The following is a 19,205-nucleotide window of genomic DNA, read 5'->3' on the forward strand; positions in this document are numbered from 1 at the left end:
CAAGTGTCTGGCCGAGTACGCAGTGACAATCCGACAGCTACACGTACGACGCTCCAGAACCACCGGCTATGGCAGACGACCACCACGAGGAGGATCGGCCGGATTACGACCCCGAACACGTCGAACTGCCCGCGCGAGAACCGCCGCTTCGGTCGACGGCCCCACAGAGTCCGTTCACCATGTCCCAGGTCGGCACGGGACTCGGCGTACTGCTGGTCGGACTGGTGCTTACGTTCGGTATCGCGCTGGCACTGGCCTGAACAGGTTGGTATGACCACGTCGCCATCCAGAGATATCATTCTTGATACTTCTGGGGAGAGTATATAGGTTTCCACGCGAATAACCGTTGTACAATGTCTCCCCAGTCAGACGTGAGTACAGCGGTCGCAACGGGAACGTCAGTGGCGACCGCTGGTACGCGCGCTGGCCGGGAGGCGACAAGCGCTGCTCGTGACCGACTGGACGCCGATCGGGTGGACTTCTGTCAAGTGTTTGCTAGCTCGGGGTTCGATGCCGAAGCCGTTCTGGCGGGCGTGAATGCGCTCGTCGATGACGAGACAGCCGTTGTCGGCTGCACGGCTGGCGGAGCGTTCACTGAGGAGGAATCGATGGATACCGGCGTGGCCGTCACGCTCGTTACCAGTGACTCGTTCCGGTTCGATACAGCCCTCGCCGTCGGTCTCAGTGAGAACACTCGCGGGGCTGTCAGAGATGCTGTCCGAGCGCTTCCCGAAGATATCGAGGAACCATACCAGTCAGCGATCGTCCTCCACGACGGGCTGTCGGGCGTCGGTGAACAATTATCGTTGTCGGTCCAACGACGGCTTGGCCCCTATGTCGAATTCGCAGGTGGGGCCGCATCTGACGGTCTCAGAATGGAGTCGGCACCGGTGTTTTGCGACGAGTCGGTCGCCGAAGACGCAGTTGTTCTCGTACTCGTCTCTGGCGAGAAGCGTCCGATCATCACTGTCAACCACGGTCACAGCCCCATCTCAGAGCCGTGGGAGGTAACCGATGTCTCCGGAAACGTGGTGCACGAACTTAACGGTGAGCCGGCCTTTGACGTGTGGAAGGACGCTGTTCGAGACCACGCTATGGAGACATCAGGGATAGCTGTCGACGATGTCCCAGTCGGGTCCGCGGATCTCAGGAAGCTCATGGTCACGTACCTGTTCGGTATCGACCAGGGTGAGACCTACAAGATCCGCTGGCCCCGGACCGCGATTGAGGAGACTGGCGCACTGCAGTTCGCCGTCGATATTCCGGAGGGGACTGTCCTTCGTATAATGCATGGCAACAGAGCGGACCAGATCGCGTCCGCCGAGCAGGCTGCTGCCGACGCTGTCTCGCTGTGTGACGGGAACATCGCTGGCGCGTTCGTCTATGACTGTGCGTGTCGTCAGCTTCTCTTCGACGACGCGTTTTCAGCGGCTGTCGATGGTATCATATCGACCCTGTCGGCCCCCGTTGCTGGGTTTGAGACGTACGGGGAGCTGTGTATGCAGGCTGGACAACTCAGTGGCTTTCACAATACGACAACAGTGCTTTTCGCACTGCCGGAGTAACAGATGAATCGAACAGGACTCGTTTCAAAGTTCGCAGAAACGGTCGGCATCGAGAAGGCGTCGGCTATCGTCGACGACGCGATGGGTGACCTTGGTATCAGTGACGAAACGGAGATAGACAACACGGATGCACAGGACATCTGTGATATAATCCAGCACAACAACGAGGGATACGTTGCACTCGTCGCGAGTGAACTCCGCGTACAGCTGGCGGCACAGGAACGCTTTGACGCGCTCCTGGGGAACATCCCGAACCCGGCTGTCGTCGTCGAGTTTGAGCAGCGAGAACCATACGTCAAGTCAATCAACGAAGCGTTCGCGGACTCGTTCGGCTACGACCGGGCGGCTGCAGTGGGAGCGGAGCTTCGGACACTCCTCGCGCCGCCCGGAGCCGACTCCGAAGTCATCAGGACAGACTGGTGGGAACAGACTGGCCAGTCAGAGCAAGAGGTCAGACGGATGACCGCATCAGGCGAGGTCCGGACCTACCTGTTCCGGAGCACCATCGTCACCCGTGACAGCAGCCAGCTGGAAGGGTATGGGATATACACTGACATCACTGAACGAAAGCGCCGCGAACAACAGCTGAAACACCAGAACGAGCGCCTCGACGAGTTTGTCAGTATCGTCAGCCACGACCTTCGGAACCCGTTGAACGTCGCATCCGGCCGCACCCACCTCCTGCTCGATGACATCGAGGACCCGGCTGTTCAGGAGGGGCTACAGGAGGTCGCTGCGGCACACGAGCGGATGGCACGGATTCTCGATGACACGCTGACGCTCGCTCGTCAGGGGCGAGTCGTCGGCGAAACCGCGAGCGTCTCCATCGAAGCCGTCGCAGCCGACGCGTGGCAACAGGTCGAAACCGAGGACGCAACGCTTACCATCCAAACTGACGCGACCATCGAAGCGGACTCCGAGCGCCTCCAGCAGCTATTCGAGAATCTCTACCGGAACGCTATCGAGCACGCTGGCGCGGCATGCACTGTCGTCGTGTCCGCATCCGGGGCACACGAGCAGAACGGGTTCTTCATCGCCGACGACGGCCCCGGTATTTCACCAGACGACCGTGAGGTGGTGTTCGAACACGGCTACTCGACCAACTCGGACGGGACAGGGTTCGGCCTGTCGATCGTTCAGAGCATCGCTGAAGCACACGGCTGGTCAGTCGCAGTCTCAGAAAGCGAAATGGGCGGTGCGCGGTTCGATATCCGCTGGTAATCAGGCCAGTTCGTCCTCGATGACTGACCGCAGGTCGGCGATGTCCGCAGCGTCGTACGCCAGCGTCTCGTCGTTGACGGTGATATCGAGGTGGTTCGAACTGTTTGCTTCGCCCAGTTCCGTCACCGGGGCGACGCCGTCGAAAGCCTCGCGGACGGCCGCCGGGTCGGTCGTCTCGAACACCACGCGGCCGGGTCGTTCGTTGAACAGGAGGCGCTTCCGTGTTCCGCGGTCGACCGTGTTGAGCTCGACGGATGCGCCGGCGTCCTCGTGGACCATCTCGGCCAGCGTCACCGCGAGGCCGCCGTGGCTCACGTCGTGGCTCGCCAGCACGTGGTCGGCGTCGGCGACCTCGGCAATCGTCTCGATGGCCGCCGTCGACTCCGCCGGGAGGGCGGGGAAGCGGTCAGTGCCGCCGAACTGCGCGGTGTACTCGGACCCGCCCAGCCGCGGATCGGTCTCACCTTCCAGTGCGGTGTCGCCGACGACGACGAGCGTTCCCTCGCCGGACAGCGACAGCGGCGGGGCGTCGTAGCCTTCCTTGACTCCGACCAGCGCGAGCGTCGGCGTCGGCGGAATCGGGCCGTCCTCGGAATCGTTGTACAGCGAGACGTTCCCGCCGACGACCGGCACGTCGAGGTCGCTGCACATGTCCGCCAGACCGTCGACGATGTCCTTGAAGCCACCGTACACGTCGGGCTTCTCGGGGTTGCCGCCGTTCAGACAGTCCACGGCCGCGTGGGGCATCGCGCCCTTCGCGGCAACGTTCGTGGCGTTTTCCAGCGCGACGGCGCGTGCACCTTCGTACGGCGCAGCGTCGGTCCAGTTGGGGTCTGCGCCCGCCGAGAAGGCGAGCCCGGTCCCGGCCTCACGGATGGCGAGCAGGGCGGCGTCGTCGCCGGGCAGGACGCTCGTGCGGACCTGCACCTCGTGGTCGTACTGGCGGTACACCCACCGTTTGGAGGCGCAGTTCGGGCTGGCGACGATCTGCTCGAACGCCTCGTCCAGCGACGCGGTCGGCAGGTCCCGTTCCTGCTTCGGTGGTGCGTTGCTCGGTAGGTCGTTCATCGGCGCACCGTCGCCGAGGAACGCCGCGTCCACGTCGACGACCGTCTCGGCGTCTCGCGAGCGCTGCCCGCTCGACTCGTCCGAGGCAGTAGCCTCGCTGCCCTCGAACGTGCAGACGTAGTTCGTCCCGGGTTCGGTGAGCTCGCCGATGACCGAACAGCCCAGATCGAACCGCTCGGCGAGCTCGGCCACGCGGTCGACGTTCTCCGGCGCGACCTCGTAGACCATCCGCTCCTGGCTCTCGGCCAGCAGAATCTCCATCGCGTTCATGTTCGGCTCGCGCTGGTGGACGCGGTCGAGTTCGATGCGCGCGCCGAGGCCGCCCTTGGCGACCAGTTCGGACGACGCGCCGCCGAGACCGGCGGCCCCCAGATCGCGGGCCGACTCGACGAGGTCCTCGTCCAGCAGCGCCTCGTTGCACTCGACGAGCAGCTTCTCGGAGTACGGGTCGCCGACCTGCACGGCCGGCCGGTCCTCCGTTTCGGCGTCCTCCGCGAGGTCCTCGCTGGCGAAGGACGCGCCGCCGAGCCCGTCTCGCCCCGTCGCGTTGCCGACGAGAACGAGCTTGTTGCCCGGCTCCTGTGCCTCGGCGGTGATGGTCCGCTCGGGCTCCAGCAGGCCGATACAGGAGACGTTGACGAGCGGATTGCCCTCGTAGTCGTCGTGGAAAGCGACGCTCCCGGTGACAGTCGGGACGCCGATGCAGTTCCCGTAGTGGGAGATACCTTCGACGACGCCCTCGAAGAGATAGCGGGAGTGTTCCCGGTCGAAGTCACCGAAGTACAGGCAGTCGGCCAGTGCGATTGGATACGCGCCCATCGACAGCGTGTCCCGGACGATACCGCCAACGCCCGTCGCCGCGCCGTCGAACGGGTCGACGTAGGACGGGTGATTGTGGGACTCGACGCCCATCGTGATGTACATCTCCTCGCCGTCGCCGTGGGACGGGAGGGAGACGACGGCTGCGTCATCGCCGGGGCCGATGACGACCTGTTCGCCCTCGGAGTCGAACGCCGACAGTAGGGGGCGAGAGGAGCGATACGCGCAGTGTTCGCTCCAGAGGTTCTCGAAGAGAGCGGCCTCCGCCCGTGTCGGCTCCCGACCGATCTCCTCGACCACGAGTTCGTGGTCCGCGTCGGACAGGCTCATTACCTCGTCGTGGCCGCCCACAAGATAAGTCCCTTTCCATGCACCCGCGCTGGCAGGACGCGAACGTGCCCAGCGTCAGCAGCATACGAACCGCGTCTGTCGCGGCAAGCACCTGTACAGCGACTCGATACACTCCTTCGGCTGGACACTCATTTCTGAATACAGCGTATCACTGATATCGGCTGTGGGTTTTCCAAGAGCCACAATATGAGACATTGATGTGGTTGTGCCACGGATTCTGACTCAATACTCGGCGGGGCTACGTGACTACTCTCCTTTTCAAATCAGATAACTGGCCCTCGCAGTATATATGACCGCTGGCCATACCCCATCGCAGTATGGGTGCTGCCGATGGTGACTGGCTAACGCTGGAGGGGAGCTCCTTCTCCAGTCGGTCCTTCTCCAGCGTGTGGGCGGTGGCGCTGGCGACCTACGGCGTCGGCGACGTGGTTACTACCATCGCCATCGTCTATTTTGTCCCGACGTTCACCGAGGCGAATCCTGCGATCCGGTGGGCGATCCAGTCGTTTGGCGGCGGCGGCTTCCTCGGGCTCAAACTCCTCGTTATCTACTGCTGTCTCGGTCTGAGCATCTGGGGCGGCGTGCTGGAAGAGGACCCGCTGCTCTACTACGGCCCGCCAGCGCTCCTGACAGTGCTGGGGCTCGTCGTGACAGGATTCAATCTCACGCTCCTGTTTTCCTGAAACGCCCTCACGGGAACAGCCCTTCGCAGCGGAGACAAAAATGACAAGTCTCGGTCGTTGACGGACTATTCGACCGTCGTGTTGGTGGTGTTCCCGTCTGACTGGTTGGGAGCCGGTGTCGGGGTTTCGGACAGGAGCGCACTCGGCGGCGGCGAGGCACTGCCACCGCTTTCGGTCGACGCGGAATCAGTTCTATCCGGTGTTTCTGTTGGCGTCTCCGTCGGGCGTGGCGTCAGCTCGGTGGCGGGCTGGTCGGGTGCCGAGTCGCTGTTGTCGGTGAGACCGAGGGTCCCAACGCCAGCCCCGATGACGGCGAGTAGAACGAGAAGAGCAAGTCCCAGAAACCGCTTGTTGTAGGTCCCGTCCGAATCCCGAAAGATACCGCTATCCATCTCAGCTCCACCTCCGGCCAGCCGCGACGCCACGCTGGAAGTAAGCCAATACCATCGTTTTTGATATGTTGTTGCTTCTGTCGTGGAGGGAGCCGCCCCTGTCCCACCAAGCCACCGATATCCCACGTAGTCGGTTCGGTTTACAATATGTCGCCCAGCAGACGGTATAATTGTTTCTATGTTTTCAGCCGTCAGAACGGTATGCTCCCGTCGGACGATTCGTCTTTATCGTCCATCCGGAGTTCACCGGTTTTCCGGTACCGCGTTTCGAGTTGCTGGAGTTTGTCGTTGATACTCGTACTCTGGTGGTGGCCCGGGCTCACGCGGACACGAACGAGGTCGTACTCGTGGCGGTCCGACAGCCCGTTCCAGGCGCGGAACGCGCCAACAGTTAGGGTATCGCTCTGGGGGCAGAACTCGGTCGTCGGCGTGAACTCGGCTCGCAACACGCTCCCGTCATCCGTTTCACGGCCGTAGCGAAAGCCCGCGTCCGGATGCCGGTGGTCGAGGTTTAGCCGTGCAAGGTTGTATCCGAAAGTCATGTCGTACACGCCACGCTCGTCGAATAGGTCCATCGTGAGTCGGTGGAACGCGGCGTGGTCGGTGCCGGTCAGTACTGCTGTCTCAGACAGGAACGGGCCGGGGTCCGGGTTGTGTTCGGGAACGAACGTCCCGTAGCTATCGAACCCGACGTCTGAGCCGCCGCGGAGGCCGGAGAGAAGGCTCATACTGGAACGAACGGGCGGCATCCATCAGGACCTACTCCCGAACGTGTTCGGGAGAATCCCCTCGACGATACCCGACGAACATGCAGGTGATGCCAGCAACCACACTTGACCTGCGCGAGACGCCGCCGCCGGAGCGACACTCGAAGATACACGACTCCTTCGAGGCGCTGTCCTCAGGGGAAACGCTTCGGATTATCAACGATCACGAGCCAAAGCCGCTGTTCTACGAGATGCAAGCCGAGGTTGAGGCGTTCGACGCGGCGAATTACCAGTGCGAACAGGATGGGCCACAGAAGTTCGTCGCCGACCTTCCGAAACAATGAGCGAATCCACCGTCACAGAAACGGAGCAAGCAACGCTCGACGGCGACGGAGACGGTCGGACGAAGTTGTTCGACGGGGAGCCAAAGACCATCCGGTTGACGCTCGATGCGGGTGAGTCGATTCCGGCTCACAAGCATCCCGGCCGGGACATCGTGTTCCTCCTCCGTTCGGGCGCTGTAGACCTGACGCTCGGCGACGAGACGGTGTCGCTCTCTCCCGGCGACGTCGTCCGGTTCGACGGTGATCAGGACATTTCCCCCGCCGCAACGGCGGACAGCGAGGCACTGCTTGTTCTGGCGTTGTCGGAGTAGGCTCATACTGGTGGCCGCACTTCGTGCAGAGATCCACCACTAAGCGGGAGCAATATCCGTCACGGGATACAGCCGACAGTATCACTCGAACAGGGAGATCGCCGTTTCGATCCGCTCGTCGTCCGCACTCTTCGCCGCGTCCTGTAGACTTGCTCGGGGGACAGCGAGCAATCGGTCGACGAGTCGTTCGCTCAGTTCTTCAACTGCCAGCCGCTGATCAGCCGTCAGTTCGCCATCCTGCTGTAGTTGTGACAGCGTCCGTTCGAGTTGCTCCCGCTGAACCTTCGCACCACGGCTGTCGATACGAGCAATTGCTTCTTCGACATCGACAGGCGGCTCCGTGTTCTGATTCATCTGTGCCAGATGACCGTCACTGTCGCGTCCTCGGTCTCAACACTTTCGAAGTCGTAGCCTCTGTCTTCGAGTTTCGGGTAGAGGTGCTGTGGTGCACGGTCGTTGAACTGGACGAGGACGGTGTCGTCGTCCAAGTCCGCGAGCAACTCCAGCGTCCGCTTGAGCGGCTTTGGCGGCCCCAGCGACTGCACGTCGAGGTGTTCCGTCGGCGCATCATCGGGTGCACCAGTTTCCGAAATCAGGGCCGCGGTTTGCGCTGTTGGCTGGTGGTTCGACGTCATGTGTTCCCGTTCGGTTGTGAGCGGGCCGACCCTTTCCCCGAACATATTCGGCCACATTGCCAGCAGGGACAGGGTCGTACCAGACAACAATGAGCGGAATACCCGCCGACGTGGATGCAAACGCCGCACCGCCGATGACGGTTCCGCTGCGTCATTTCGTCGTCGCGCTGGCGTTTTTGGTCGCCGGTGTCACCGTCGGGATCGTCGAGGGGCGGGCCGGCCACCTCGCACAGGTCCACCTCCTGCTTGCAGGGTGGGTCTGTGTCACTATTATGGGTTCGTTGACACAGTTCGTCCCGGTCTGGTGTGGGATCGAACTCCATTCGCGCCGCCTCGCCGCTGCGCAGTTACCACTCGCCGCGGTCGGATTCGCGGGTCTGGCGGCCGGCTTCCTGACAGCAACTCCCGCATTGTTGCCAGTCGCCGGAGCCCTCGCGCTGCTCGGTGTCTGGACTCTTTGTTACAACATCGGTTGGACGCTACTCGCTGCGGAGCCCGACGTCACGGCGATTCATTTCGGCTGGGCACTGGTGTTTTTCGCCCTCGTGACGGCCGCTGGAATAGTGCTGGCTCTGGACCATGCTGTCGGCGTCCTTCCGCTGCTGGGAATCGGCCGACAGGGACTCTTGCTTGCCCATGGAACACTCGCTGTGTTCGGCGCGGTCCTGACGACTGTCGCGGGCGCGCTGGCCCAGCTCGCCCCGATGTTTACACAGGCCGACACCGGCAGTATCGACGCGGGGGTGCAGCGGGCTGAAACGGCTGTCTATCCGTTCGGCGTTCTTGGACTGGCCGGCGGTCGCCTGGTTGGGTCGCCCGTTCTGGCCCGATTCGGCGCGGTTCTCGTCGCTGCTGGTCTCGGCGTGGTCGCGGTGCTTCTGGCACGACAGCTCATCGGAGCGCGAGTCGAGTGGTCACCGATGCTGACCCGCTACAGCGTCGCGGCGCTGTCGCTGTTTCTCTGGGCAGGGCTGACGGTAGTCGCATGGTGGAACGACCCGCTGGCGTACGCTGGGCTGCTCGGTCAGCCGTCGACGGTGCTGCTCGTCGGCGGCATCGGCTTCGTCGTCCTCGGGACGCTGTATCACGTCGTCCCGTTCATCGTCTGGGTCCACCGGTACAGCGACCGCCTCGGTTTCGAGGACGTGCCGATGGTCGATGACCTGTACGACCACCGAATCGCAGCAATAGATGGCGTTGCACTAACTATCGCGTACGGCCTCCTCGTGAGTAATCAGTGGCTCGAGACACCGGACGGCACGGCGTTGGTCGCCGGAGGGCTCGCATTTCTCGGGACCGGCCTGTTCGCAGGCAACCTCGTTGCCGTCCTCGTCGAACACAGCCCGCAATCGCTGCCAACACTGCTGACCGGTCGTGAACACACGCCCGCTGAGGACTCGTAACTCAGTTCGTCGTAGTCGGCTGGTCAGTGTACAGCGAGTATGTCAGAATAAAGAACCCAACAGCGGTGAACAGTTCCTCGACAGTGACGCTCTGTGCTACCGGCATGCCGACGAGCTGGTGGAGGCTGCCGCCGAGTATTGCGCCCAGTGTGACGAACCCGATACCGAGACAGAGCGCTCGCATCGCTGGTGCCCGAGTGCGACGGTATGCGCGGTAGGTCAACGTCGTCAGTATCACACCGCAAAACAGCGTGACTGTCTTCATCCCGATTAACAACACGGCGTTCGCTCCAAGCATGGCTCTGATTGACACGTCCGCATAAATATACCGTCCGTAGCGTTTCCAGTCGGTGAGAATCCTAGTGTCACGACGCGATACGGACCAATTGCCCGCTCCGACTGAAATCGAGGCGCAAGAGGCAACGAGATTGCTTCGCGGGTACGTCGGTGGTCACTACCGAACGTACAGCGAGTACAGGATGATACCCAGGCCAATGGCCGTCAGCGAACTCGACGTGAAGACGCCCACCGGAAGCAGGTCTTGACCGAGATACCTGCCGACGGCGATATCGAGGACACCGCCGGCAAACGCACCGAGGGTCACCACCCCGAACCCGTACGTGAGCCACTTGTGCTGGGGGCTTTTCGTCCGGCTGTACGCCTGATACGAGTAGTACGTTATCAGTCCGCCGAGAATGAGGATCAGTGTCTTCGAGACGACGATGCCGACCTGTGAACTTGGGATGTGTACCATGGTTATGTCTCCTTTCGCACCTCAGACCAGAGGTTTTCGAGCCGTTGGTCCGGCGTCCGAGCACGATGTGAGATGTCGACGGTGAGCGACAGTTCCTCGTCGAGACTGATGACGACTTCCTCGAAGTCGATCGCGTACCGGCTGGCGTGTTGGCCGTCCGATCGGACCTCGACACCCTCGTACAGCAACGAGGACTCGGTCAGTAGTTCGAGCTTTCGGTAGGTCGTCGATAGCGGTACGCCGCTCCGGTCGGATATCTCGCTCGCCGTCAACGGTTCCTCCAGTACGCTGACAATGGCGCGACAGTCCTCGTCGTCGAGTGCGTCGAGGACCGCCTGTAACTCCGGCGTCTCCTCGTCAGCGAAGGGGTCCCGGACCATCCTTGCCCGACACTGCCCGCCCAAGACGTTTAATGTAACCGACTTCGGAGCGCTTACCGCCCGACACAGCCGATGTTTCCGCCACACAGCACGCAATATATGGGGGACTTATCTGTAACCGTGGCCTGGTTCCCAGTAACTGAGAACGCTTCTGCCGGTCTGAGAACTGCCTTTGGGGGTTTATACTGTGGTGTCTTACCCCCAGTTGCTTATGGAAGATCAGATCGGCGCACCCGGATCGGGCATCTCCCGTCGTGACTTCGTGAAAGCCTCCGGCCTCGGTGGCACGGTCGCGCTTGCGGGCTGTACCGCTCCGGGTGAGGTTCCAACCGAAGAGTCAGTCGACACCAGCACAACCCCAGCGGAATCCGACAGCGACCTCCCGACCACGTCGCCGCCAGAGATCGTCAATGTCGACGAGCAGGGCGGCGAAGTGACGCTCTCCTCCGTCCCGGCCAAACACGAGGCCCATCCCGGCGGGTCGATGGGCGGCCCCGTCGAACTGCCCAAGGTCTGGGCGTTCAAAGCCGACGACGGCGAACCGAGCGTCCCGGGGCCGATTCTCCGGACGACAGAGGGCGAGGACATGGAGGTCACATTCGACAATACGGACGGTATGCGCCCGCACACGGTCCACTTCCACGCCGTCCAGAAGCAGTGGGAAGACGACGGCGTCCCGACGACGACGGGCATCCGTATCGATCCCGGCCAGAAACACACCTACACGATCCCCGCGAACGTGACCGGTACCCACCTCTACCACTGCCACTACCAGACCCATCGCCACATCGACATGGGGATGTACGGCATCTTCCGCGTCGATCCCAAGGGGTACGAACCGGCCGACAAGGAGTACTTCATGACGCTGAAGGAGTGGGATTCCCGGCTCAACCGCCAGATGGCTGGCATGGATGCTAGCTACGATCCGCGGAACCGCCGTCCCGATACCTTCACTGTCAACGGTAAGTCGGCACCCCGGACGCTGCACCCGGAGGACGGCTCGCCGATCATCGTCGAGCAGGGCGACACGGTGCGCATCCACATGTGTAACAACGGGTACATGGACCACCCGATGCACATCCACAACCACCGCTTCCAGGTGACTCACAAGGACGGCGGGAAGATTCCGGAAGCCGCCCGCCACGATCAGGACATCACCAGCATCCCGCCCGCCGGACGGCACACGATCGAGTTCGAAGCCGACGCCGACCCCGGCATCTACCTCGCGCACTGTCACAAGGTCAGCCACGCGATGAACGGGACCGCGTACCCCGGTGGGATGATCACCGGTGTCGTCTACAAAGAGGCGATGGACACTGACATCTTCAAACAGTTGATGGATTACGCCGGCTACGAAGCGTAAGACGGCATTTCGATAGGCTGCATGAGTTGACTGGTCTTTTTCCCAGTACATATCGAACGAATTGTCCCTTCTCGCCGTCTGCCGAACACATGTTCCATCGGACAATAAATGAGATAGGGCTATACAGAACCAGTTGTCTTGGAAGTTGAGACTACAGCGGATTCGTAGATCTTTGATTCGCAGTGTCGGGCGGATTAGGACCCGTCAACTCGCGCCAATCTATGTTGGCAAGGTCGAAACTGCAATCATCAAAGCCTCATTCAAACGGTTTATGAGAGTTATCGAGGTTCGTGAGTACGGAACCCCCACCGTACTTCAACTGGCAAACCACGAACAACCAGCTCCATCACACAACGAACTCCGTATCGAAGTCGAAGCCGCGGGGGTCAATTTCGCTGACGTGATGCACCGTCGTGGCACGTATCCCAGCGGCCCTTCTCCCCCATATGTACCTGGGTTTGAGGTTGCTGGAATCGTTGATTCCACCGGATCTGCTGTTGACGCATTCGACAGTGGCGAGAGAGTCGTTAGCTATGTTGCAAGCGGAACAGGCGGCTATGCCGAGTACGCACTCGCCAAACCTGTTCATACATTCCACGTTCCAGATTCGGTTTCGCTTCATGAGGCAGTGGCGGTTCCTATTCAATTCCTTACTGCACATAATTGCCTGTTTGCGTGGGGTGGTCTCAACGAGAATGACCAGGTCCTCATCCATGCAGCAGCTGGTGGTGTCGGTACCGCAGCCGTACAGCTTGCTCGGGAAGCCGGTGCAGACGTGTTCGGTACAGCAAGCACTGACGTGAAACTCGACCGTATTGATGCTCTCGGCTGTGACCATTGCATCAACTACGAAGAAACACCGTTTGTCGAAGCGATTGATACCTTGACCGACAGAGAGGGCGTTGATCTCGTACTTGATGGCGTTGGCGGGGAAGTCCACCACAACAGTCTACGGGCACTCGCCCCGTTTGGGCGGTTGGTCGCCTTCGGTGTGGCGAGTGGTGAGGGAACGCAATTAAATTCCAGCGGGCTACTCACAAAGAATCTTCAAGTCTATGGCTATCACTACGGCAGTGCGCTCGCAGAAGCCCCTGACCGTGTCCTTGAGCCTGCTGATGGTATTTTGCAACAACTCGCCAACGGAACGCTTGAAGCTGTGCTCGATAACACCATCCCACTCGAAAAAGCCGCAATGGCCCACCAACGACTGGAAAATCGGACCAGTATCGGGAAAATAGTGCTTACTCTTTGAACGGAAATGTGTACACTTCCTGAACAGTAGATCCAGATTGATATCGTTTGAGTCCTCCTGACCTGCCCACACCATATGCATTGAGATGGCCAGTCTCAACGTCTGAATTGCCTGTTCATGCAGACATGTCTGGAACACTGACGGCCACATGTTCCGTCATACACGAATTCCGCATGAAATTGGCGTGATGACATCATTCCGGGTATCGGGCTGTGCTATCTGGCCCTCACAGTTCTCCGATGACGAGGCACGTCTTGCAACCGCGTGGGAGCGCCGGCAACTGAGTAGTTCCCAGTTGCTGAGAACACGCTAGTCCCGTTTTTCTTGGGGAGTCTAACAGGGGGATATGGAAGAGTTCGACCACGAGGTAGACGCCCCGCGCGGCGCAACAAGTCGCGAGTGGGAGGTGTTCGTCCGCGAGGACACGGCGGACCCACTCACCCACGTCGGCAGTGTCAGTGCGCCGTCCGCCGACATCGCCAGAGAGCAGGCAGCGTCGCTGTTCGCGCGCACGGCCGTCACACTGTGGTTGTGTCCCGCCGACGAGACGCACCGCTACCAGACGGATGCTGCGACACTCGGAACGGGGAAAACGGGGGACGACGCCACTATGAGCGTCGACGAGATGGAGTCTGAGACGCTCCGGGGAGAGAACCGATGATCTCGGTCTCGAAACTTCTCTGTGACCTCGACGCTGAAGGGGACGGCCTCCGGTACGACGCGGCAGACGAGTCGACCAAACGCCAGATCAGGGACGAAAAACAACGCCGGCCGGTCGTCGTCTGGAACGTCACCAAGCAGTGCAACCTCTACTGTGACCACTGTTACGCCGCCGCTGACACCAAAATCGCCGACGGCGAACTCTCGACCGCTGAGGGGAAGGCATTGCTCGAAGACTTGGCTGACTACGGCGCGCCGGTGGTGCTGTTCTCCGGCGGTGAGCCGCTCGTCCGCAACGACCTCGAAGAACTGGTCGCCTACGCGAACGAGGTCGGCGTCCGCCCCGTACTCTCGACCAACGGGACGCTCATCACCGAGGAACGCGCCGAGTCGCTCAAGGCCGCCGGACTGAAATACGCCGGCGTCTCCGTCGACGGCCTGCCGGAGCGAAACGACGACTTCCGCGGGGTCGACGGCGCGTTCGAGGGGGCAGTTCAGGGCATCGAGAACTGCCTCGATGCGGGACTGAAGACCGGCCTCCGGTACACGATCACCGAGCGCAACGCCGCCGACCTGGAGGGCGTCGTGGACCTGCTGACCGACGTGGGCGTCGACCGCTTCTGTTTCTACCACCTCGACTACGGCGGCCGCGGGACCGAGATCGTTGATGCCGACCTCACACCCGAGGACCGCCGGCAGGCGGTGAAACGAGTCTGTGATATGACCCGCGAGTACCACGACCGCGGGGAGGAAATCGAGACGCTACTGGTCGGGAATTACGCCGACGCGGCCTATCTCGTGGAGTACGCCCGCGAGCACATGAGTGACGCGCAGGCCCAGCGAGTGTACGAGTATCTACGGGTCAACGGCGGTGACCCGACCGGCGAACGTGTCGCCGACGTGGACTACCAGGGCAACGTCCACCTCACGCAGTTCTGGCAGGGGTACTCGCTGGGGAACGTCCGGGACCGCTCGTTCGGCGCTATCTGGGAGGACGAGTCGAACCCGCTACTGCGGGCGCTTCGGAACCGCGAAGAGCATCTCACAGGCAAATGTGCAGACTGCCGCTATGCCGGGATCTGCCGTGGGGCGTCCCGGCTCCGGGCGCTCACGATCGAAGACGACCTGTTCGCACCGGACCCGCAGTGTTACCTAGAAGACACTGAGGTCCACGGGCCGCCGCCATTTGACACCGGTGAGAACTCGGTGGCGAGCGGGAGTTCAGCTGACTGAGCCGGGGCGGTCAGCCCTACTTTAATCCCCGCCAAGCTGAGGGGGACCACTGATTCCTGCGTACCGGTAATTGCTACATGCGACCGTCGATTGACGGTCGTATCGTCGGGAAACACACGCTCAGTCTCGTGGGACAGATGGGCGTTCCTTCGGGCATTCGGCCGCCATGGACACGGCGGCCGGTTTGTTCTCTGTGAGCACTGGGGCGGACCGGGGCGTTTTTGCCCTGCCCCCCGTTATCGCTACCTGTGCAGTCGGTTGAGCTACACGCGCATTCGTCGCTGTCGTACGACGGCCGGGACCCAGTCGAGCTTCTCTTAGAGCAAGCCAGCGCCGTCGGACTGGACGCGCTGGCCGTGACTGACCACGACGAAATCGACGCCAGCCTCCGGGCGGCCGAACTCGCCCCGGAGTACGGCCTTGTCGGGATTCCCGGGATGGAGGTCACATGTGCCGCCGGACATGTCCTCGCCCTGGGGATTCAGGAGGCGATTCCGCCACACCTCCCCTTCGACGAGACGCTCGACCGCATCCGCGACCAGGGCGGGCTCGCGGTCGTTCCCCATCCGTTTCAGGAGTCCCGCCACGGCGTGTTAGAACACATCTCGAAAGACGAACTCGCCACCGCCGACGCCATCGAAGTGTACAACTCGCGGCTGCTGACTGGACGGTCGAACCGGCAGGCCGAGCGGTTCGCACGACGGCGGGGGCTGCCGATGACCGCCGGCAGCGACGCCCACATCGCCGAGATGGTCGGACAGGCGGTCACCAACGTCGGCACGGACGAGCAAACGGTCGAGGCAATCCTCGAAGCCATCCGTGAGGGCAAGACGACCGTCGAGGGGAAACGGACGCCGTGGCGCATCAGCTTCCGGCAGGCCGCCGGCGGGGCGAAGCGACGGGTCAAGAACGGCATCGCGGAGCTCCTACAGTGATGCAGGGAGCCGACACAGACGCCGTCGCCGACGCCCTCGAAAGCGGCGACGCGCTCCCTGATACCGGCGGCTTCGCGGGCGAAATGGACGGAGTTCTCGCCCGCGACGTTCTCGGGCGATACCCGCTGTTCGTGGAGCGTGCGGTCTCTGACGAGGCGCGACTCGACCCCGGGCAGTGGAGCCACGACCCGACAGCGTTGGCTGACCCACGGTCGTTCCCCGCTGGCTCGGTCCGGGACGAACGCGGGACGCGACAGCGGTGGTCGCTCCCGTCGCCGGACCCGTTCGACACTCGTGAAACGGCAGTCGAGCAGGTCCGTGCTGCTGTCGAGACGAGCATCGACGCCGTCGACACTGCTTCTCTCGCAATCGCGTTCTCCGGCGGCGTGGACTCGGCGCTGCTCGCGGCCCGGCTCGACGCGCCGCTGTACGTCGCCGGCTTCCCGGACAGCCACGACGTCGAGGCGGCGCAGTCGGCCGCCGATCTGCTGGGAACCGAGGTCCGCGTGGTCGAACTCACCCACGACGCCATCGAGCGGGCGGTCCCCGAGATCGCCCGCGCGACGAACCGGGTGAACGCGATGGACGTGCAGATAGCGCTCCCGCTGTACCTCGTCGCCGAGCGGGTCGCCGCAGACGGTTTCGACCGGCTCGCGCTCGGCCAGGGAGCAGACGAGCTGTTCGGCGGCTACGCGAAAGTCGCCAAGGCTCCCGAAGACCCCCGTGTGGAGGCCGACACCGTCCGCGGAGCCCAGCGAGAGGTCGTCGCTTCGCTCCCCGACCAGTTAGAGCGGGACGTGCTTGCACTGCGGGCCGCCGGCGTCGAGCCTGTGACGCCGCTGTTGCACGACCGCGTCGTCCGCGCCGCACTCCGGCTGGATGGCGACCTGCTCGTCGACGGCGAGACGCGGAAAGTCGCGCTCCGGGCGGCGGCCCGGGACTCGCTCCCGGACGAGATTGCGGACCGGGACAAGAAGGCCGCGCAGTACGGCTCGCTGGCCGCCCGGGAACTCGACCGCCTGGCGAGACAGGCCGGTTACAAGCGGCGGATGGACGATCACGTCACGCAGTACGTCGAATCGCTCGTGGACTGACCCAGACGACGCCATCGAAGTCGTTGCCGGGAAGTAATGATATGTAATTATACTTTAGTGGCCGGCGCAGATAGTTTCTTTTGAAAGACATATGTGGGTTGGACGCCACTCTATCGAATCTTCGCCAGTACAGTGGGGTGACCGATAATGACGCAACACCGCCGGTCCATCGCCAAGGCCGTGAGCTACCGACTGTTCGCGACCAGCGTCGTGTTCGGTATCGCCTTCCTGTTTACCGGTGAACTCGGTTCGTCTGCAAAAATCGGGCTTTCGGCGGCCATCGCTAAGACGGCCCTGTACTACGTGTGGGAACGGCTCTGGGCCAACATCGACTGGGGCGTCGCTGAGGCGTAAGTCACTCTTCGACAGCATCGATTGCTTGCTGGCCGACCTCGACGACATCTGCCGGAAGTTCCTCGCTCCGGTCCTGTAAGTCGTCAGCGGAGAACCACTCCCAGTCGTCGGCCGGCTGTTCGCCCGGTCCCGGCGTGATGTCGCGGCTCTCTGCCCGGCCGTAGAAAATGAAATCGATGTGCTGGTGGCCGACTTCGCCCTCCGCGTTGACGTTGATATCCTCAAGCAGGAAATGCTGCGGCTGGGGCATCGACTGGACCGTCTCGCTCTCGATGTTCTGCTGTGGAGCGATCAGGTCCACGTCGAGGCCCAGTTCCTCGCGCGTCTCGCGGAGCGCGGCCTCGTGAGGCAGTTCGTCGCGGTCGATGTGGCCGCCAGCGGGCAGCCACATATCGAGCTTACTGTGCTCGTGGAGCGCGACGGAGCCGTCACTAACAACGTAGACGGTGGCGACAAAATGGCGAGTCGTCTCCATACCGAACGAACGGCACAGCCGGCCGTTTAGGTTACGATACCAGTTACGGGTGGATGTTGTCTTCGGCTTCCAGCAGTTCGTGGTAGCGGTTACGGATGGTGACCTCAGAGATGTTGGCGACCTCGCTGACCTCGCTCTGGGTCACCTTCTCGTTGGTGAGCAGCGAGGCGGCGTAGACGGCGGCCGCAGCGAGGCCGACCGGCGACTTTCCGGAGTGAACGCCTTCTTGCTTGGCGTTCTGGAGGAGCTGGCGGGCGCGCCGTTCGACCTCCTCGGAGAGATCGAGGTCCGACGCGAACCGCGGGACGTAGCTCTCGGGGTCGGCCGGCTGGATTTCCAGACTGAGTTCGCGGACGACGTAGCGATAGGTGCGGGCGATCTCGTCTTTCTCGACGCGGGAGACGCCTGCGATCTCGTCGAGCGACCGGGGTGTGCCGGCCTGCCGTGCGGCGGCGTACAGCGACGCTGTCGAGACACCCTCGATGGAACGGCCGGGCAGGAGGTCCTCGTCAAGTGCGCGACGATAAATGACGCTGGCCGTCTCACGAACGTTCTCTGGCAGTCCAAGCGCGGAGGCCATCCGGTCGATCTCGCCCAGCGCCTGCTTGAGATTGCGCTCCTTGGAGTCGCGAGTCCGGAACCGCTCGTTCCAGGTACGCAGGCGCTGCATCTTCTCGCGCTGGCGCGAGGACAGGGAGTTGCCGTAGGCGTCCTTGTCCTGCCAGCCGATGTTGGTCGAGAGGCCTTTGTCGTGCATCATGTTCGTCGTCGGCGCACCGACGCGTGATTTCTCGTCTTTCTCCTTCGAATCGAACGCGCGCCACTCGGGACCGGGGTCGATCTCGTCCTCCTCGACCACCAGCCCACAGTCTTCACACACCGTCTCACCGCGCTCGCTGTCGGACAGTAACGACCCGCTACACTCCGGACAGACGAGCGTCTCCGACTCCTCTTCGTCCGTCTGCTCTGTCTCCGTTTCGCGCTCGTTCGAGTATCGGCGGATGCTGGTATCGGTCATTTGTTGGGGGGGTGGGACAACCGGGTATCGTACCCGAAAAACGTGTTGTAACCAATTGTTGTATCTACGGCGACTTAAAACTTTTGTCTGTTTCAGAAGTCCAATTTTCGGAACGGGAAACAAGAGTTGGCAAATCTTGTGTATTCGCTTCAATTATTGTTAACTACCCTATACATCTGCCCGGTGTT

At 62.2% G+C, this 19,205-nt stretch carries 24 protein-coding genes; 14 read left to right on the top strand and 10 right to left on the bottom strand.

What is annotated here, in order from left to right; translation table 11 throughout:
• The first annotated feature begins 68 nt into the window (after window positions 1–68).
• From C443_RS18755 to C443_RS18765, 3 genes are all read left to right on the top strand, one after another.
• Window positions 69–260: a DUF7550 family protein gene (locus C443_RS18755; protein ID WP_004591771.1), complete on the top strand. Its 192-nt coding sequence runs from the start codon at window positions 69–71 to the stop codon at window positions 258–260.
• 93 nt (window positions 261–353) lie between these two features.
• Entirely contained in the window at window positions 354–1,565 is a 1,212-nt protein-coding gene (locus C443_RS18760; protein WP_049944147.1) for an FIST signal transduction protein, read from the top strand.
• A 3-nt stretch (window positions 1,566–1,568) separates the two neighbouring features.
• On the top strand, window positions 1,569–2,786 hold the full coding sequence (locus C443_RS18765) for a sensor histidine kinase (RefSeq protein ID WP_005538379.1): 1,218 nt from the start codon (window positions 1,569–1,571) through the stop codon (window positions 2,784–2,786).
• Here the strand turns inward: C443_RS18765 and purL are convergent, their stop codons facing one another.
• Window positions 2,787–5,003 (bottom strand): phosphoribosylformylglycinamidine synthase subunit PurL, encoded by a 2,217-nt coding sequence (gene purL, locus C443_RS18770; protein ID WP_005538380.1) that lies wholly within the window; start codon window positions 5,001–5,003, stop codon window positions 2,787–2,789.
• 338 nt (window positions 5,004–5,341) lie between these two features.
• On the opposite strand from purL, the gene C443_RS18775 reads away from it, so the two are divergent.
• Entirely contained in the window at window positions 5,342–5,707 is a 366-nt protein-coding gene (locus tag C443_RS18775) for a hypothetical protein (RefSeq protein ID WP_005538382.1), read from the top strand.
• Window positions 5,708–5,772: 65 nt separating this feature from the next.
• Here C443_RS18775 and C443_RS18780 read toward each other — a convergent pair whose 3' ends face one another.
• On the bottom strand, window positions 5,773–6,099 hold the full coding sequence (locus C443_RS18780) for a hypothetical protein (RefSeq protein ID WP_005538384.1): 327 nt from the start codon (window positions 6,097–6,099) through the stop codon (window positions 5,773–5,775).
• A 191-nt stretch (window positions 6,100–6,290) separates the two neighbouring features.
• Window positions 6,291–6,827, bottom strand: a complete 537-nt coding sequence (locus C443_RS18785) for a hypothetical protein (protein ID WP_005538386.1) — start codon at window positions 6,825–6,827, stop codon at window positions 6,291–6,293.
• A gap of 89 nt (window positions 6,828–6,916) precedes the next feature.
• Here C443_RS18785 and C443_RS18790 point away from each other — a divergent pair, with 89 nt between their 5' ends.
• Together C443_RS18790 and C443_RS18795 are read left to right on the top strand one after the other, a co-directional pair.
• Window positions 6,917–7,150, top strand: coding sequence for a DUF2249 domain-containing protein (locus C443_RS18790; protein ID WP_005538388.1), 234 nt, complete (start codon window positions 6,917–6,919; stop codon window positions 7,148–7,150).
• On the top strand, window positions 7,147–7,461 hold the full coding sequence (locus tag C443_RS18795) for a cupin domain-containing protein (RefSeq protein WP_005538390.1): 315 nt from the start codon (window positions 7,147–7,149) through the stop codon (window positions 7,459–7,461). Before C443_RS18790 ends, C443_RS18795 begins: the two co-directional genes overlap by 4 nt.
• Window positions 7,462–7,542: 81 nt before the next feature.
• Here the strand turns inward: C443_RS18795 and C443_RS18800 are convergent, their stop codons facing one another.
• Window positions 7,543–7,815, bottom strand: coding sequence for a glutamyl-tRNAGlu reductase (locus C443_RS18800; protein ID WP_005538392.1), 273 nt, complete (start codon window positions 7,813–7,815; stop codon window positions 7,543–7,545).
• On the bottom strand, window positions 7,812–8,096 hold the full coding sequence (locus C443_RS18805; RefSeq protein WP_049944154.1) for a DUF2249 domain-containing protein: 285 nt from the start codon (window positions 8,094–8,096) through the stop codon (window positions 7,812–7,814). The genes C443_RS18800 and C443_RS18805 overlap by 4 nt, the downstream gene beginning before the upstream one ends.
• An 89-nt stretch (window positions 8,097–8,185) precedes the next feature.
• Between C443_RS18805 and C443_RS18810 the strand changes: the two genes are divergently transcribed.
• Window positions 8,186–9,499 carry a hypothetical protein gene (locus tag C443_RS18810; protein WP_005538396.1) on the top strand — a complete coding sequence of 438 codons (1,314 nt, stop codon included), beginning with the start codon at window positions 8,186–8,188 and terminating at the stop codon, window positions 9,497–9,499.
• A gap of 1 nt (window position 9,500) precedes the next feature.
• Here C443_RS18810 and C443_RS18815 read toward each other — a convergent pair whose 3' ends face one another.
• The 3 genes from C443_RS18815 to C443_RS18825 form a co-directional block, all read right to left on the bottom strand.
• Window positions 9,501–9,797, bottom strand: a complete 297-nt coding sequence (locus tag C443_RS18815) for a DUF7521 family protein (RefSeq protein WP_005538397.1) — start codon at window positions 9,795–9,797, stop codon at window positions 9,501–9,503.
• Between the two features lie 156 nt (window positions 9,798–9,953).
• Window positions 9,954–10,253, bottom strand: coding sequence for a DUF7521 family protein (locus C443_RS18820; protein WP_005538399.1), 300 nt, complete (start codon window positions 10,251–10,253; stop codon window positions 9,954–9,956).
• A 2-nt stretch (window positions 10,254–10,255) separates the two neighbouring features.
• Complete coding sequence (locus tag C443_RS18825) at window positions 10,256–10,633, bottom strand: helix-turn-helix domain-containing protein (protein ID WP_004516178.1); 378 nt, start codon at window positions 10,631–10,633, stop codon at window positions 10,256–10,258.
• A 211-nt stretch (window positions 10,634–10,844) separates the two neighbouring features.
• On the opposite strand from C443_RS18825, the gene C443_RS18830 reads away from it, so the two are divergent.
• From C443_RS18830 to C443_RS18865, 7 genes are all read left to right on the top strand, one after another.
• Entirely contained in the window at window positions 10,845–11,996 is a 1,152-nt protein-coding gene (locus C443_RS18830; protein ID WP_005538405.1) for a multicopper oxidase domain-containing protein, read from the top strand.
• 271 nt (window positions 11,997–12,267) lie between these two features.
• The gene (locus C443_RS20885) at window positions 12,268–13,248 is read left to right on the top strand and encodes a quinone oxidoreductase family protein (protein ID WP_005538406.1); all 981 of its coding nucleotides are present in this window, start codon (window positions 12,268–12,270) and stop codon (window positions 13,246–13,248) included.
• Between the two features lie 346 nt (window positions 13,249–13,594).
• Window positions 13,595–13,909, top strand: coding sequence for an Htur_1727 family rSAM-partnered candidate RiPP (locus tag C443_RS18845; RefSeq protein WP_005538408.1), 315 nt, complete (start codon window positions 13,595–13,597; stop codon window positions 13,907–13,909).
• Complete coding sequence (locus C443_RS18850) at window positions 13,906–15,141, top strand: TIGR04347 family pseudo-SAM/SPASM protein (protein WP_005538410.1); 1,236 nt, start codon at window positions 13,906–13,908, stop codon at window positions 15,139–15,141. Before C443_RS18845 ends, C443_RS18850 begins: the two co-directional genes overlap by 4 nt.
• A 248-nt stretch (window positions 15,142–15,389) precedes the next feature.
• Entirely contained in the window at window positions 15,390–16,076 is a 687-nt protein-coding gene (locus C443_RS18855) for a PHP domain-containing protein (protein ID WP_005538412.1), read from the top strand.
• The gene (locus C443_RS18860) at window positions 16,076–17,170 is read left to right on the top strand and encodes an asparagine synthase C-terminal domain-containing protein (RefSeq protein ID WP_005538413.1); all 1,095 of its coding nucleotides are present in this window, start codon (window positions 16,076–16,078) and stop codon (window positions 17,168–17,170) included. Before C443_RS18855 ends, C443_RS18860 begins: the two co-directional genes overlap by 1 nt.
• 147 nt (window positions 17,171–17,317) lie before the next feature.
• Window positions 17,318–17,524 carry a DUF2061 domain-containing protein gene (locus tag C443_RS18865; protein WP_005538415.1) on the top strand — a complete coding sequence of 69 codons (207 nt, stop codon included), beginning with the start codon at window positions 17,318–17,320 and terminating at the stop codon, window positions 17,522–17,524.
• Window position 17,525: 1 nt separating this feature from the next.
• Here the strand turns inward: C443_RS18865 and C443_RS18870 are convergent, their stop codons facing one another.
• Together C443_RS18870 and C443_RS18875 are read right to left on the bottom strand one after the other, a co-directional pair.
• Window positions 17,526–17,999 carry an NUDIX hydrolase gene (locus tag C443_RS18870; protein WP_005538416.1) on the bottom strand — a complete coding sequence of 158 codons (474 nt, stop codon included), beginning with the start codon at window positions 17,997–17,999 and terminating at the stop codon, window positions 17,526–17,528.
• Between the two features lie 43 nt (window positions 18,000–18,042).
• Window positions 18,043–19,017, bottom strand: a complete 975-nt coding sequence (locus tag C443_RS18875) for a transcription initiation factor IIB (RefSeq protein ID WP_005538418.1) — start codon at window positions 19,015–19,017, stop codon at window positions 18,043–18,045.
• Window positions 19,018–19,205: the final 188 nt, after the last annotated feature.

The organism is Haloarcula argentinensis DSM 12282, from assembly GCA_000336895.1.
Taxonomy (GTDB): Archaea; Halobacteriota; Halobacteria; order Halobacteriales; family Haloarculaceae; genus Haloarcula; species Haloarcula argentinensis.